Origin of the sequence: Chryseobacterium sp. PET-29, assembly GCF_025736815.1 — a bacterium.
Lineage (GTDB): Bacteria > Bacteroidota > Bacteroidia > Flavobacteriales > Weeksellaceae > Chryseobacterium > Chryseobacterium nepalense.
Map to the genome: position 1 here is coordinate 3,482,443 of NZ_CP107053.1, position 15,871 is coordinate 3,498,313.

10 protein-coding genes are annotated in these 15,871 nt (G+C 35.9%); 8 read left to right on the forward strand and 2 right to left on the reverse strand.

What is annotated here, in order from left to right:
* Positions 1 to 55 precede the first annotated feature (55 nt).
* From ODE14_RS15860 to topA, 3 genes are all read left to right on the forward strand, one after another.
* Positions 56 to 4,750, forward strand: a complete 4,695-nt coding sequence (locus ODE14_RS15860) for a T9SS type A sorting domain-containing protein (protein ID WP_263602122.1) — start codon at positions 56 to 58, stop codon at positions 4,748 to 4,750.
* 106 nt (positions 4,751 to 4,856) lie between these two features.
* Positions 4,857 to 6,005, forward strand: coding sequence for a hypothetical protein (locus ODE14_RS15865; RefSeq protein ID WP_263602123.1), 1,149 nt, complete (start codon positions 4,857 to 4,859; stop codon positions 6,003 to 6,005).
* 50 nt (positions 6,006 to 6,055) lie between these two features.
* Positions 6,056 to 8,629, forward strand: coding sequence for a type I DNA topoisomerase (gene topA / locus ODE14_RS15870; protein WP_263602124.1), 2,574 nt, complete (start codon positions 6,056 to 6,058; stop codon positions 8,627 to 8,629).
* A gap of 69 nt (positions 8,630 to 8,698) precedes the next feature.
* Here the strand turns inward: topA and ODE14_RS15875 are convergent, their stop codons facing one another.
* Entirely contained in the window at positions 8,699 to 9,658 is a 960-nt protein-coding gene (locus ODE14_RS15875; protein WP_263602125.1) for a hypothetical protein, read from the reverse strand.
* Positions 9,659 to 9,807: 149 nt separating this feature from the next.
* On the opposite strand from ODE14_RS15875, the gene ODE14_RS15880 reads away from it, so the two are divergent.
* Positions 9,808 to 10,893: a glycoside hydrolase family protein gene (locus tag ODE14_RS15880; protein WP_263602126.1), complete on the forward strand. Its 1,086-nt coding sequence runs from the start codon at positions 9,808 to 9,810 to the stop codon at positions 10,891 to 10,893.
* Between the two features lie 38 nt (positions 10,894 to 10,931).
* Here the strand turns inward: ODE14_RS15880 and ODE14_RS15885 are convergent, their stop codons facing one another.
* Positions 10,932 to 11,522 carry a hypothetical protein gene (locus ODE14_RS15885; RefSeq protein ID WP_263602127.1) on the reverse strand — a complete coding sequence of 197 codons (591 nt, stop codon included), beginning with the start codon at positions 11,520 to 11,522 and terminating at the stop codon, positions 10,932 to 10,934.
* Positions 11,523 to 11,679: 157 nt separating this feature from the next.
* On the opposite strand from ODE14_RS15885, the gene ODE14_RS15890 reads away from it, so the two are divergent.
* The 4 genes from ODE14_RS15890 to ODE14_RS15905 all read left to right on the forward strand — a co-directional run bounded on the left by ODE14_RS15890 (position 11,680) and on the right by ODE14_RS15905 (position 15,870).
* A complete protein-coding gene (locus ODE14_RS15890) occupies positions 11,680 to 12,750 on the forward strand; it encodes a formimidoylglutamase (RefSeq protein ID WP_248388739.1) in 1,071 nt (356 codons plus the stop codon).
* A 3-nt stretch (positions 12,751 to 12,753) separates the two neighbouring features.
* Positions 12,754 to 13,755 (forward strand): glycosyltransferase family 2 protein, encoded by a 1,002-nt coding sequence (locus ODE14_RS15895; RefSeq protein WP_263602128.1) that lies wholly within the window; start codon positions 12,754 to 12,756, stop codon positions 13,753 to 13,755.
* 91 nt (positions 13,756 to 13,846) lie between these two features.
* Positions 13,847 to 14,974 (forward strand): glycosyltransferase family 4 protein, encoded by a 1,128-nt coding sequence (locus ODE14_RS15900; protein ID WP_263602129.1) that lies wholly within the window; start codon positions 13,847 to 13,849, stop codon positions 14,972 to 14,974.
* Between the two features lie 26 nt (positions 14,975 to 15,000).
* A complete protein-coding gene (locus ODE14_RS15905; RefSeq protein WP_263602130.1) occupies positions 15,001 to 15,870 on the forward strand; it encodes a polysaccharide biosynthesis/export family protein in 870 nt (289 codons plus the stop codon).
* Position 15,871: the final 1 nt, after the last annotated feature.

Sequence of the window (15,871 nt, forward strand, 5' to 3'; positions counted from 1 at the left end):
TTTTTAAATATCAATTTACTATCAAGTAATAATCTTTAGTACTTAAACACTTATTATGAAGAAAAAAATTTTGGCTGCAATATGCAGTTTAATCTTTATTTATTCCTTTTCACGGAACAATCCGGTATTTCTATTTTATGAAAACTTTGATTCTTCGACTCCCTCTGCTACAAAAGTTCTATTTAATTACGATCTGGATCCTCTTATTATTATTAATCAGAATGTAAATGAAAAAGGACTGGTCGTAATGACCGGAAAACTTACAAAACCTTTTACAAGTGATCATGTTAAATTATCAATCAAATATCAGGATTCACAAGGTAATTGGATCACCGGATGGTGTAAGATACTATATTCCTACAATCAGTATAATGAAAATCTTACGGCACGTTTTGAACTTCCTGCTTCATCTCAGAGTTCTTACAATGTGAAGGTAGAATTAAGTTCCGATACAAACCTAAGCAATTTTAATAGTATTGCATGGGAGAAAAGTATTAGTCATTATAAGTTTAGTGATTACATATTAACCGGATGTGATCTTGATGAAAATGAATATACAATGCTTTTGACTCCCAAAAAAGACGGAACATTGATCTTGGATAATGCAGGTAAGGTTCTGGGTGTAAAAGACAGGGTTACATCAGCCCATTTTTGGAATAAATTAAGTAATGTTTTGATGAATAATAAGAAGGATGATGTAGTATTTTCTACAACTTATCCTTCGGACCTGATAAACGAAGTAAATGGCAGTAAAGCAGTAAAGCTTTTGAATAATGGTACAGCTACGGATGTACTGGCATCTACTCCCGAATTCATTTATAATGAAAGTTCAACACATCCGATTCCTTATCTGTATAGTTATGATGATCCTGTTTATATGTTTGCAGGCAAATTCTCAGCTAACGGGCTTTTTATTAAGTTTAGCCAATGGCCTGAAGAGATTAATGGCCCGGGATATTTTAATTGGAAAAATCCTGCTTTTATAGAGAGCAGATATTTCAATATGTATAATAGAACCTGGAAAAATCTGGCTGAGTTTATTCCTGATCAGCAGCCTGTTGTTATTGTGTCGAGTATTTCAACCGGGTTGAGAATTTACAAAAGTGATGGGACCTACATAAATCTAACACCGGATAGTACAAGTAATTATGGAGCTCCTTATTTCGGGTATACCAATGGTTTAGGTGTTCGCAGGGGACCGGGTTCAGAAAGCCTAATTGTTTCCAATACTTCCGAAATGACCTTATATGGAGTAGGGGCACTACGTAATGATATTTCTACATCATATATAAGCAAAAGATCTATGCAGGATATAGAGAAAGAAATCTCAAAATTCATCAAATATTCAGGTGTTTTTGGCTTCACTTCAGCTTATGATGACACTTCCGAATGTGCTCAAGCTTGTTTTAAGGTGAATGACGGAGCTGTTTCAGACTATTCTGTTGCGGACTGGACTAAAGCTCCTAACAGCTATATTTTTGTTCCTAATCAGGAGAATAATGGATTGTATATTCCCGTTAAAAAGGCGTATGCCATGTGGAGTAATAATAATATTATCGGAGGAAGTCCTATTCCGGCAGGAACAGCCACGGCTGAAGTGTATTGGGAAGATAATCATGGTTTGATTAAATCAGGAAACAATTATAGTCTTGAAATTATTGGTTCCGGAGAGAATGCCAAAATAAAGGTTCCTATTAACAAGACTAAAGAAGGAAATGCTGTAATTGCTTACAAGATCAACGGTGAAATTTTCTGGTCATGGCATGTATGGGTCACTGATGATCCTACTAACGGATCTTCTTATAAAAGTTTTGAAGGTCTTAAAAGACAGAAAAGTGATGGTACAGTAGAATTAATTCCTGATTCTGATTGGGGATGGATGGATAGAAATCTTGGTGCTATAGGAAGCTCTCTCACTGGAGATGATTGGATTAGGAATGGTGGGCTCCTTTACCAATGGGGAAGAAAAGATCCAATTCCTCCGCTGATAACTAAAGGTAATGATGCTTACGAAGTTTCCGGAACTGTAGGACGAATCAGACACAGGCAAGCTAAAAACTGGCAAAATAATGCGAAAAAAATTGATGATCTTATAAAATATATACCTCTTTCAAATGCTCAGGTTACGAATAATATTCGCCTGTCCGTTAAAAATCCATTAAGTATTATCTATATAAATAAAGATGACAATTCTGGGTTAGCATTGTATAATAATAATCCAGATCTTCCTGTAAACTGGTTTGGGACATCCGGACTTTCAGCTCCCAGAATGACAGAGCTAAATCTGTGGTCCGATAACTCAAAAGGGATAGTAAAAACCAACTATAATACCGACAATGGAGCTAATTCTTATAAAGATAAATCTGTGTTTGATCCTTGTCCTAATGGGTGGAGAATACCATCTGTGTTAGTAGCAAATCTTGGTAATGGTAATTATGTCGATGATATAAGAGTAGACTTTAGCCCTTTTGGAATTAGAAGTAATATGGGTATTGATGCTTTTGAAGCCAACAAATATCACATCATTAAACCTAATGACAATAACGCTCCTGGCTATTTGAAAGGGATAAAAGTATATCCTAATGTAGGAATGGACTTTAGTAATGTCGGTGGGAATAATATGGGAATTTTCCCCGGTACAGGGGTTCTTGTTAAAGGTTATCTAAATTATCACGAAGGACAATATACGGATCAGCATGAAACGTATTTGTGGACCGCTACTATGGCAAGATTTAGTGCAGCTGTTCCTGCTGTACTTGCAAGAGGTTTGCGTCTGATTCCGGACAAAGACCAGCCCGATATTCCGGATGCTTCTCTTCCATCAATAAAAGGAAGATTTCAATATTATCCTTTGGGAAAAGTAGAAACATCAGCGGCCAATGGATGCAGATGTATAAAGGATCCTTTATTTAAAGTTAATAAATATGATTTTCCAACAGAATTTTTTAAAGATACTCCTGAGTACTTAGAAGGACTGAATAATCCAAATACGTATACTATTGTTAAAAGTAGTGAAGAGTCCACTATTCAGATTCCTGTGAGTAAAGCTTTTTCTGTACAAAGCCAATTGCTAAATAATACAGATGTTTTAAATCCTTTGAATTTTAATAATTTGAGAACAAACGTACTATGGTCTACAAATCCTTCTTTGATCAGTAATATCTCAATTAATAATTCAAGTCCGGGTTCATTATCAGCAATATCAAATACTAATATTAAAATTAAAATTGCTCCCAATCAAAGTGGTAATGCGGTTATTACGTTGCATAACGGAAGTATCAATAATCCGGTATATTGGAGTTGGCATATTTGGGTGACAAATACTCCTATTAGTTCCGTCTCCTATACAACAGATCTTTCTACAACAGCAGCACCAAACTACATTAATTATGTAAATGGAAGTGCAGTATTGTCAACGGAAATTATGGACAGGAATTTAGGTGCAATAGAGACATTTCCTACAATAACAGGTGATAACCTTAACCCCGAAGCACAGGTTGGAGCGGCAGAACAAATTATTCTGTCTGGTGGTCTGCATTATCAGTGGGGAAGAAAAGATCCTTTTCCTACCTATCGGCCAGCTTACCAGGCAAATTCTCAATTTCCTACGTATTATAATAATGCTGTTAAGTATTATAAAGGAAGTGTGAATGCTGATGGCACAATAACATATAATGAACTGAATGAAACAACATTTTATTCTGACTATACAAAAGCTTATAATTCTTATAGTAATGCTGCTAATGTACTTTCTACAGATAAACCCGGTGATAAAATAGCTAAAATTCTTGCTTATGCCGTTAAAAACCCGCTGGAATTTATGATCCCCAGTACACTTTCTTCTTATGATCCTGCTCCAAGCGGTACGGGAAGATATACTAACGGCTCAGACTGGTTGTCGCCAGATCCTAATTTGGCTGCGGACCGTTGGGGCAGAGGTGGAAAAAAATCTCCGTTTGATCCCTGTCCTGATGGTTGGAGAATTCCGGATTACACAAATTCTGAACCAAGTGGAGGGTATGGGGTTTCACCGTGGTATAAAAAAGGTTTAGGAATAGGGGTTGATACTAATCAGACAATAAATAACTATTTAGGAACCAGAATCAGAGTGGCAAACAGTGTGAATGCAGGATTTAATTTTTATAATAATATTTATCAAATAGGAAATTATCCTGTTTTCACCGGAACTAGAGCAATCAGAAATGTAGAAACCAATGATACTCCAAATTATAATTCTATTAATAGTACATATAGTCTTTTCTGGAGTGCAGCACTGAATTCTAATTATAGAGGAAGACAGATCGGATATTTATTTCAGATAAATAATAATATTCCTGAAAAAAATTATTTCACTCCTTACAATGACAAAAATGATCCATATTTCGGAGCAAGTTGCAGATGTGTAAAAATAAAATATGACAATAATGGAAATGAGCAAGGTCCTATTCCGAGACTTTCTGTTAATAGCATAGTTTCGGGTAAACAGGCAGGTATCTTAACAAAAGCAGCTGTCAAAGAAAAAGTTTCAGATACTAAAACTCAAATATTTCCAAACCCTGTTAAAAATTTCTTATATATTAAATCAGATAATCAGAAAGATTATTATTATCAGATTTATAATATGTCCGGCCAGCTTATTAAGTCGGGGAAATTTGAAGATGAAAAAACAGACTTATCTTCTTTAACAACGGGAGTATATTTAATTAGAATTAATAACTCGGAAAACGTAATAAAAATTATTAAAGAATAGTTAATTTATTTCATAATTTAACCGGAAGGAATCTTCCGGTTTTTAATTTTGAACCAGATCAGATTATTTCGTTACAAATGATAGATTAATTACTTAAAAACACACTATGATACCGAATAAATTCCTGGCATTCTTCAATATAAAAATATGTATCTATTTTTTAATTGCAGTTACTGCAATTTATAGCCTTGTGTTTACCTGTTATTACAATTTTAAAGACGATGGATATATCCTTGCCGACTGGCTCATTAATTATCAGGATGGAGGTTTTAAAAGAAGAGGTTTATCAGGAAGTTTCTTTTTCTTATTGCAGGATATAACGGGTTTACGGCTTAATTATCTTGTGTATTTTTTTCAGTTTACTATTATTTCTGGCTTTTTTTTGCTTTACACAAAACTCATCCGTTATAAAGTTACAGACCTGTTGTACTTATCTCTCTTGTTATCATCCATAGGTTTTGTAGGACTTCTCAATACAGTTACTTACGTAGGAAAAAAAGAGTTTATTCTCTTTCTGATATTTACTTGGTTTGTGTATGTATTAGATCGGGGTAAACTTTCAAAATATAAGGAATATATTGTATGCGGTGCACTTGTCATAACCAGTCTTTTGCATGAAGCCGTATTATTTTATATACCTTATTTTGCTATTGCATTATATCTCAAAACCGGAAGATTACAGATTAAAAGGTATGTCAAATATTTTCTTTGCGTCGGAATCCCATGTCTTCTTTTATTCTTTTTCGGAAAAAATATTAATGAAGGAAAATCGCTGGAAATTCTCTCAGCAAGAGGAGTTCATCCCATTTATGGTATATTTTATTGGAATATTAATGAAAGAGATTATATTAAAGAGCACATCAATGAATACATTTTGTATTTTATAAGTTTAGGCTTTAGTATTTTTCATATTTATTATTATTTAAAGTTTCTAAAAGACAGAAAGGTAATATCTATTTTATTAATTATAGCTTTTTTATTTTCGCTTCCGCTTTTTTATCTGGCTATTGACTGGGGAAGATGGATGTACATTCATATGATGATGATCATTGTTCTTTTTGCTTTATTATTAAGGACAGGACATTCTGCATACGTATTTGAGCCAATTATTATTAACAGAAAATTCTATACTGTTTTATTCATTATTATTTTCTCTCTGATCTACAGGGTTGAGATGTCCGGAAAAGGCTTTACTTTTGAAGGGATATTGTATAGAGTGTTCATAGCACCGCTGGAATTATTAAATAAAATGTAATTCCAAAACCTATCTAATAAAAAAACTTTACTTTTGCAAAAATTTTTAGAATGTCGAAAAATTTAGTAATCGTCGAATCACCGGCAAAAGCAAAAACGATTCAGAAGTATTTGGGGAAGGATTTTGAAGTGAAATCCAGCTTTGGGCATATCCGTGATCTTCCTAAAAAAGGAATGGGAATCGATTTGTCAACCTTCAGCCCGGATTACGAAGTTTCTGCAGACAAAAAGAAACTGGTGACCGATCTGAAAGCTGCCGTGAAAAAAGCCGATATGGTTTGGCTCGCATCCGATGAGGACCGCGAAGGAGAGGCCATTGCATGGCATCTGGCCGACGAGCTGAAGCTGAAACCGGAAAACAGAAAAAGAATCGTTTTTCATGAGATTACTAAAAATGCCATTCTAAAAGCAATCGAAAACCCAAGAGATATTGATCAGAACCTTGTTAATGCTCAACAGGCACGAAGGGTATTAGACAGAATCGTAGGTTTTGAAATGTCTCCCGTACTCTGGAAAAAAGTAAAACCCGGATTATCTGCAGGAAGAGTGCAGTCCGTAGCCGTAAGGTTAATTGTGGAAAGAGAAAAAGAAATCCGTGAGTTTGTTCCGAAAGCAAGCTTCAAGCTGGACGGGATTTTCCTTAATGCAGCCGATCAGGAGATTGCGGCAAAACTGAAAAAGGATTTCGATAAAGAACAGGATGCCGAAAAATTCATAGAACTTGCAAGAACTACAGAGTTTAAGGTTTTAAATGTGGAAACAAAGCCCGGAACAAGGTCTGCTTCAGCGCCTTTTACTACTTCCACACTGCAGCAGGAAGCCTCTTCGCGATTAGGATATAATGTAACCACTACCATGCGTCTTGCACAGAGATTATACGAAGAAGGTTTTATTACATATATGAGAACCGACTCCGTAAACCTTTCCCAGGAAGCAATTGAAGGAGCAAAAAAACAGATTACTTCAGAATACGGAGCAGCATATTCTTCACCACGAAATTATACCACAAAATCATCATCCGCTCAGGAAGCTCACGAGGCGATCCGTCCTACGGATTTCGGGGTGAAAACGGTAAGTGATGTTCAGCTGAACAGATTATACCAGTTGATTTACCGAAGAACACTGGCTTCGCAGATGGCGAATGCTAAAATTGAGAAAACCGTTATTGAAATCGGGAATGCCAAATTACCACAGAACTTTGAAGCACAGGGTGAAGTGATTATTTTCGATGGTTTCTTAAAAGCATACGGCATTGTGAAAACTGAAGAAGATGATGAGGAAAACAACGAAAAACTGCTTCCGAAAGTAAATATCGGTGAAGTATTGGAGTATAAGAAAATTACCGCTACCGAAAAATTTACCAGGCCAAGCGCAAGATATACCGAAGCAGGACTGGTAAGAAAGCTGGAAGAACTGGGAATTGGACGTCCTTCCACGTATGCGCCAACCATTCAGACCATTCAGAATCGTGAATATGTGGACAAACGGGAAATCGAGCCACAAATTCGTGAAGTGGTAAAAATATCTTTGGTAAAAGATAAAATAAAGAAAGAAGTCCTTGAAGAAAAATTCGGAGGGGATAAAAATAAATTTGTTCCTACCGACATCGGTGAGGTAGTAAATGACTTCCTGACCGACAATTTTAAAGAAATTCTCGACTACGGTTTTACGGCCAGGGTAGAAGAAAGTTTCGATGAAATTGCCAGTGGCGACCAGAAATGGAAGCAGATGATGACGGATTTCTACTCGAAATTCCATCCGAGAATCGAAGATGTGGAAGAAAATGCAGACCGTGCTACGGGCGACAGGCTTCTTGGCATTGATCCGAAGACCGGCAAAAATGTTCATGCCAGAATCGGAAGATTCGGGGCGATGATCCAGATCGGTGAAACGGAGGACGAAGAAAAACCAATCTTCGCATCATTAATGGCAGGGCAGAACATCGCCACCATTACCCTTGAAGAAGCTCTGGAATTATTTAAGCTTCCGTTTGATCTCAGCGAAGTAGACGGGCAGCCGGTTTCCGTAGGAGTCGGAAGATTCGGGGCGTATGTGAAATGGGGCGAAACCTATATCAGCATTCCTAAAGGGGAAGATCCGCTTTCGGTAGACCAGAAGCGTGCGGAAGAAATTATCAATGAAAAGAAAATCGCAGACGCACCGATTGCAACATACAAAGGTGAGCCTGTAACGAAAGGTTCCGGAAGATTCGGGCCGTTTATCAAGTATAAAGATATTTTCGTGAATGTTCCGAAGCGGTATGATTTTGAAAATCTTTCCCAAAGTGATATCAACGAATTGATTGATGCTAAACTGGAAAAAGAAGCCAACCGGTACATTCAGCAATGGGAAAAAGAAAAGATTTCCATTGAAAACGGAAGATGGGGTCCTTTCATTAAATTCGGAAAAGGGATGTTCAAGATTCCGAAAAAAGCAGATGATACCAAATATGATGCTGAAGAGCTGAAGGAAATTTCTTTAGATGAGGTTAAAAAATGGATCACCGATCAGGATCCGAAAGCTTTTGCTGAGAAGAAAAAGCCGGCAGCGAAAAAGACAGCTGCTAAAAAGACAACGGCAACAGCAAAAAAGCCTGCAGCTAAAAAACCGGCAGCGAAGAAATAAAATAGTTTTTATACTTAAATATTAATCCCCTTTTGAGTTATTAAAAGGGGATTGCTTTTTAATATAGAATTATTCTAACGTCTTTATTAATTCCTCCAAAGCCCTTTTTACTGTTGGGAAATCTGTTCCTACTCGAGAATCCATAATATTGCCACCAAATCCATTCTTTTTAGTTGAAGCTTTTGAAATTAATTTTTGTAAATCTTTTTTAATCTCTTTTGGCTTTAGTTCTTTTAAAGTCCATATACAAATTACTGTTGTAAAATCGTCATCTTTGTTGGCAGCAATTTTATTTACTAAAGTTTTTATAGTTTTTTGGTTATTACTTGCAACTAAAGCTCTACATGCAGAAACTCTATGATGAAAGTTTGTGTTGTCATTAAAAAATGGTAGAAGCAGATTGTAATATCCATCTATTTTCAGATGAAATATGGTTTCCATTGCAACGTGTTGAAGGAAAAATGTTTTAATCTCATTGTCACCAAATCCTGCTGGTTTTTTAGATAAATTTTGATTAATAAAATTGGTTATTTGTACTCTGTTGTAGTCCAAATGATGATAATTATTGAAAATTGCCGTCATCGTCATTTCATAAATATCAATTGGAATGGATGCTTGATGATACGAATGTCGATAAGTTGCATGAACATTCTCATCTTCAACATAATCAAAACCAGATGTAGGTGTTGAAATACAAAATTTATCTTGTGAGTTCTTTTTGATAAAAAAATAACTTTGTTTAATATCTTCAAAATTTGGAAACTCTGGTGCATGACCTCCTGATCTACTTGTTATATCTAGTAAATAAAAGTTTGTTATTTCAATTTCTAGTGGTAATTTTTCTCCGCCAAGCTGTTTTATTATTTTAATCTTGATCCCCTTTTCTTTATCATAGGAAATGATATCAGCGAAAACAAAGTAATCTGATTCTTTGATTACTTTGTCTGTCCACGGCTCATCCCAAGTTGTTGCAAATGTTTTTATTGTTCCTGCTAGAAATATAATTGTAAAAATGAGTAGTTTGGTCACCTTGATCACAAAGTTTATTCATGTTATTAATCAATCAAATATAACAATTATGGTTAGACTTTATATTGATCATCGGTAAATTTTACAACCCGAAACTGCAGGACACTACTTAAAGCCGTTTCATCTAAATTAGCTTTCAAATAAATGCAATGGAAAAACCTTTCACCCGCAAAGAATTTCTTCAGACCTCAGCGTTGGGAATGGCTGCCGTATTGTTGGGATCATCTTTTACAGGCTTACTGTCCTCAAAAGAAAAGCCTTATTTCAGGTTGAAACCTATTGGAAGATCACTCGCTTTGGAAGGCTACTACATTTGGTGCAGTTCGCCAATCTGGGGGGAAGACGGAAAAGTTCATCTCTTCTATTCCCGATGGAAAAAGGAAAAGGGAATGGGCGGCTGGCTCAACGGATCTGAGATTTGTCGCGCCGAAGCCAATTCTCCATTTGATACATTCGAACATAAACAGGTAATTCTGGCCCCGCGAGGGGAAGGTTTTTGGGATGCAACGACCTGTCATAATCCTTTAATTAAGAAAGTAGGGAATCAATATTTGTTATTTTTCATGGGAAATTCTAATGGAAAAACCAATACCAAAAGAATCGGGCTTGCGACTTCAAACAGTATTGACGGACCGTGGACAAGGCCTGACCAGCCGCTGCTGCTTCCCGGAAATGAAGGTTCCTGGGACGATCACTGTACTACGAATCCTGCTTTCGTAAAAGGAAACGACGGAAAATACTGGCTCTTCTACAAATCCTGGAACACACATGAGTATGAAACCCAGAAAGGCCCGGTCAGGGGAAACAGGAAATACGGTCTGGCAAAGGCCGATTCTCCGCTCGGTCCCTACAGGAAAATTTCAGAAAATCCTGTGATTGATTTTTCATCATTACCCAATAATGCTCAGCTTGAAGATGCTTTTGTCTGGAAACAAAATGGGAAATTTCACATGATCGCCAGAGACATGGGCTTTTTTAATCATGAATTTGGGCTGCACCTTACCACAAAAGATGGAGTCAGCTGGACAAAACCGGAGGTGGCCTACATGAATATGCAGTATTATACTAAAGAAGCCAATCCTCCGGCGCACCTGAAAAGATTCGGCAGGCTGGAAAGACCGATGCTTTTGCTGGATAAAGACGGAGAAACGCCGCGGTTTTTGTTTGGAGCTACCCAAGGAGGAGATTTTGAGACTTCTACCACTTTTGTTTTTGAGATTTTAAAAAATAAGTAATTTTTACTTGGATAATTTAGACAAAGCTGAACCATGAATTAAAGTGCATTTTCAACGGTTCCGTATAAGATATTGTTATCTTTAAAGAATTCTTTTATCATATCGTATTTTTGGGAACATTCATCACCTAAATTTATTTTGTCAATATTTGTTCGAAATCGGCTGCAGCCAAAACATAATTCTATAAAACTGAAAAGTTTTCCTTCTTTATCGATAAATAATATTGCGTTTTGTGGGAAATAACATTTTGTTGCCTCATAAATTGTAGGTTTACTTTTGTATCCGTAATTATAAATAATATCAGCAAGTTTAACGATTTCCAAAGTTTCTAAAATTTTAATTTCTTTAAACTGACTCAGCTCAGCAGAATCAATTTTCTGGCCTGCAAATTTGTCCAGCTGTTTTTGAAGTTCTTCTCCTATTATCCCGGGGATATGGTTTTGGTAAGAAACAAGAATTACCTTTTCTGAAATACCGTAAGGAAATATTTTCAGTAGCTCATCAGGATTTAGGGTGTTGTTTTTTTTACAATTCAATTTGTCAATTTCCTTATCTGCTCTTCTGTTTTGAGAAAATATATGAATGGTAGAGAATAAAAAAATGAGAATAATCTTAATTCTAAATGTCATGTTGCTTGAAAAATTTGCATTCAAATATAAAAGATAAATTGGTATTAATAACCTAAATTCAGTTTTACTAGAAACTTAAACAACTGCTGTTGTTTTTATGCTTGGGGAATAATTTTATTTTAATATTTTTGATCTCAATATATATTGAAAAGGGATCATGAATTTTGAAGATTTTATTATTTCGCCAAGAAATTTCAAAACAGAAAGCTGGCAGATCGGCCACAGAATTACGAAGGATATCAAAGAAGACAGCATTGTCCTTCTTTTTGTTTCGGATTACAGGGGTGCCGGGGGAGAGGCAGAAGTACAGGATTTTACCGGGATCCGAAGAGAGTTTTACAAACTTTCACAGCTTGATTTTGAAATTCCGGTGGTAGATCTCGGTGATCTTGTTTCCGGAAAATCGGTTCAGGATTCCCATTATATCTTACAGGAAGTCCTTTCGGCATGTCATTATAAAAGGGCTATTCCGGTAATTATCGGAGGTTCCAATGATTTTTCGTTTTCCCTTTTTTCAGCGCTTAATTTTCATACAAAGAATATCAATTATACCCAGATAAGCAATATTATTTCCCTTCAGCAGGGAGAAATGATTAACGAATATACGTTCCTCAGCAAGATTTTCGGGGCAAAGAATTTTTCGATTAACAATTATCATCATCTCGGCTATCAGAAACATCTGAACGAAATTGATTCTGTGAGACTCATCAAAGAAGTGGAATTTGACATCATCCGCCTTGCCGAAATGATGAATTCTACCGAGAAAACAGAGCCGTTTTTCAGGAAAGCGGACCTGGTAACCGTAAATTGTGATGCCATTGAAAGCTTCAGTGAGCCTTTTTCCATGAACCCTCAGGTAAACGGCCTAAACAGAAGGGAGGTCTGCGCGTATATGAAAGAAATCGGGCTCAGTGAAAATTTGAAATCCGTGGGAATTTTTAATTATAATATTTACTCGGAAAATCAACTAAACCACCAGCTTCTTGCGCAAATGATCTGGTACCTCATTGAAGGGATCAATATTCAGAGATCTCATCCCAAAGAAAGGCATTATGAAATATTTTATGTCCTGATTGATGACCGCCAGTATACTTTCAAACGGGATACGTTCAGCAATCTCTGGTATTTCGGGGATGATGAAAATATAGAAAACTGCGTTCCCTGCTCCCGTAAAGATTTTGATGAAGCTAAAAAAGGCTGGCTAAACACACGACTGACGAAAATTTAATATATGAAACATGTTCCCTCAAAAGTTTCTGTTATTGTTCCGGTTTACAATGTTGAAAAATATCTTTCCAAATGTCTTGATTCTTTAATTTCCCAGAGTTATCAGAATCTGGAAATTCTGGTAGTAAATGACGGAAGTACAGATTGTTCTGAAGATATTATCCGGAATTATGCACAAAGATATCCGGACAGGATAAAAGCTTTTCAAAAAGAAAACGGAGGCCTCAGTGATGCCCGGAACTTCGGAATCGACAGAGCAACCGGAGATTATATCGGCTTTGTAGATAGTGATGATTATGTAAGCCCTGTAATGTTTGAAGAGATGACCGTGCTTGCCGAAAAGCATTGCGCAGAAATGGTGATCTGCAATGTCCTGAAAGTAGATGAACACGGCAACATCCGGCAAAAACTGATTCAGATTCCTGAGATGCCGGAGAAAATTGATCTTGAAAATAATTTTTCCGTTTTTTCCGATATCAGCTATTTTGCCTGCAATAAGCTGTTTAAAAAAAGTCTTTTTAATGAAAAAAGATTTAAAGAAAATGTTCATTTTGAAGATATTCAGCTTATTCCCCAGCTTTTACTGGATTGTACAACGGTAGCCCAGACCCAAAATTTCCATTACCATTATCTTGAAAGAACCGATTCCATCAGTAAAACCCACACCGAAAAAGGGCTTGATATTTTAAGGGCAGTAGAGGAGGTGGAAGAGTATTTTAAAACAACAAAATATTCGGATAAAGTAAACGAGCTTAAGAACTTTCAGATTTTTGAAGGGGTGTATTCGTTTATAGCATATCTTGCTTTTGTAAAAAATGATGAGGTTTTTTATAAAATGTGTGAAAAGCTTGAATTTTTTATGAATAAAAGGGATATAAAACTTAAAAATTTATTGCAATTTAATCGTTTTGGTAAGAATTATCTATTATCTTTGTCATTGAAAAAAAACATATTTTATCTTTTATTTTTTGCAGGGCAGAAAAAACTGATAAGAAAATTTATATAAAAACACAGATGTAAGTGCTGTTTCGGGGAAGCTTACACAACTTTTCCGGATATTCTCAACAGAGTAGAACAGTGCTTTTAAATGAAAAAAAATGAAAAATTTTGAATTATTTTTAGCTCAATCGGGTCTTCCCATATTTTACATTAAAATAGGACTTGGTTTTTTATTCTCTTTTTTAATCACATTTTTTTCAATTCCTACCATTATCAAGATTTCCAGAAAAAAGAATCTGATGGATGAGCCGGGAATTAGAAGTTCTCATTTACGAAAAATTGCAAATCTGGGAGGGGTTGCCATATTTTATTCCATCGGAATCTGTGCGCCTATTTTTGCCTATGAACTTTTTGATCTTTATAAATTTCTCTTTGCCTCATTGGTTATCCTGCTTTATGTAGGCGTAATGGACGATATTGTCATTATGAGGGCTTACAAGAAACTTGTTGCACAGGTTATTGTTTCATCTCTTGTTGTGATTGGTTCGGATATCAGGATAAGAAATCTCTTCGGAATTTTCGGGATTTATGAAATCAATTATTTTGTAAGTGTGATCTTCAGTATCGTTACCTTTATTATTCTTATTAATGCCTTTAATCTTATTGATGGAATTGACGGTCTTGCAGGAGGATATTCTTTGGTCTGCAGTGCGCTTTTCGGAATCAGCTATTACAGATTAGGTTCATACAATTATCCGTTGGTCGTTTTATCGGTTATCATTATCGGCTCTGTGCTGGCTTTTCTATACTATAATTTATCCAATTGCAGAACCGGCAAAATTTTTATGGGAGATACGGGATCAATGCTGCTGGGGTTTCTGCTGGCATTTACTTCAATCTCCTTTATTGATATTTTTATTGATAAAAAGCTTCCCGATGTTCCAAGGTACCATCTCCAGTCTGCTCCGGTAGTTGCGGTGGCTATCCTGATTCTGCCTATTATAGATACGTTGAATGTAATCATTATCAGATTAATTAACAAAAAGTCTCCTTTCGATGCGGATAAAAATCATATTCATCACAGGCTTTTAAAGCTTAATCTTACGCACAGAAAATCGTCCGGTTATATCATTTTGTACTATCTTTTTGTAGTTGGTTTAGCATACTGTCTGAGACATACCAATGTTAATCTTTTGCTATTTATTATAATATTTTTAGGTTTTTTGGGCGCATATATCCCTCACTTCATTTATGCGCTGAGAAATATTAAAAACACTAGAAATTAGATCTGTTTCACAATAATTTCAAAAATATGATGAAGAATTACAAGTATTTATTTTTAATAATGCTGCCTTTCCTGATGGTCTCCTGCATTACGACAAGGGATGTCCGGTATATGCAGCCGAACGAAAGCCTGGTTATTAACGAGGAAGGGCTTATTCCCTACAATATTCCCATTTACAGAATTACCAGAAATGACATATTAAATCTTAATATTGTTACAACTCCGAAAGGTGATGCTGCCCAGTTTTATTCCTCATTCAATACTTCCGGAGCCGTTGGAGTACAGGGGTCATCAGCTTCAGGGGTGGGTTCAGGATTCAATCAGGGAAATTCGAGAGCCAGCGGAGGTAATTCTGTTTTTTATTTTAATGGATTAAAAGTAGATTCAAAAGGTGATATTAACGTCTTTGGTATCGGTTATATTAAAGCTGAAGGAAGAACTATTGAAGATGTAGCCGACGAAATTCAGGCAAAAGTTAATGAAAACTTTCAGGAAGGAAAATCTGAAGTAAGACTGAATACCGACGGGATTACCTACTATATACTGGGAGATATTGAAACAACAGGTCTTACCGGTGAAAAAGTAGCGCATAAAAATACACTTAATATTACAGAAGCATTGGCAATGAACGGTGGACTCAATAGAAATGTCGATAAAAAGAATATCGTTATCCACCGAAAACTTCCGGAAGGAATTAAGATTGCAAGAATTGATCTTACCCGGGAAGATATTATGAATTCACCCTATTATTATGTTCAGAACGGAGACGAAATATACCTTAACACAAGAGCGAAAAGCCTGAATGGCCTCGGGAAAGATCCTATCCAGACCTTAACAACAGGAGTTTCGGTTTTCACAACGGCATTGTCCATCTATCTTCTTCTTAAAAATCTTTAAT

Bases quoted from the DNA above. Each gene is read 5' to 3' on its own strand.
- ODE14_RS15860 (WP_263602122.1), top strand. From the start codon at position 56: ATGAAGAAAAAAATTTTGGCTGCAATATGCAGTTTAATCTTTATTTAT.
- ODE14_RS15865 (WP_263602123.1), top strand. From the start codon at position 4,857: ATGATACCGAATAAATTCCTGGCATTCTTCAATATAAAAATATGTATC.
- topA (WP_263602124.1), top strand. From the start codon at position 6,056: ATGTCGAAAAATTTAGTAATCGTCGAATCACCGGCAAAAGCAAAAACG.
- ODE14_RS15880 (WP_263602126.1), top strand. From the start codon at position 9,808: ATGGAAAAACCTTTCACCCGCAAAGAATTTCTTCAGACCTCAGCGTTG.
- ODE14_RS15885 (WP_263602127.1), bottom strand. From the start codon at position 11,522: ATGACATTTAGAATTAAGATTATTCTCATTTTTTTATTCTCTACCATT.
- ODE14_RS15890 (WP_248388739.1), top strand. From the start codon at position 11,680: ATGAATTTTGAAGATTTTATTATTTCGCCAAGAAATTTCAAAACAGAA.
- ODE14_RS15895 (WP_263602128.1), top strand. From the start codon at position 12,754: ATGAAACATGTTCCCTCAAAAGTTTCTGTTATTGTTCCGGTTTACAAT.
- ODE14_RS15900 (WP_263602129.1), top strand. From the start codon at position 13,847: ATGAAAAATTTTGAATTATTTTTAGCTCAATCGGGTCTTCCCATATTT.
- ODE14_RS15905 (WP_263602130.1), top strand. From the start codon at position 15,001: ATGATGAAGAATTACAAGTATTTATTTTTAATAATGCTGCCTTTCCTG.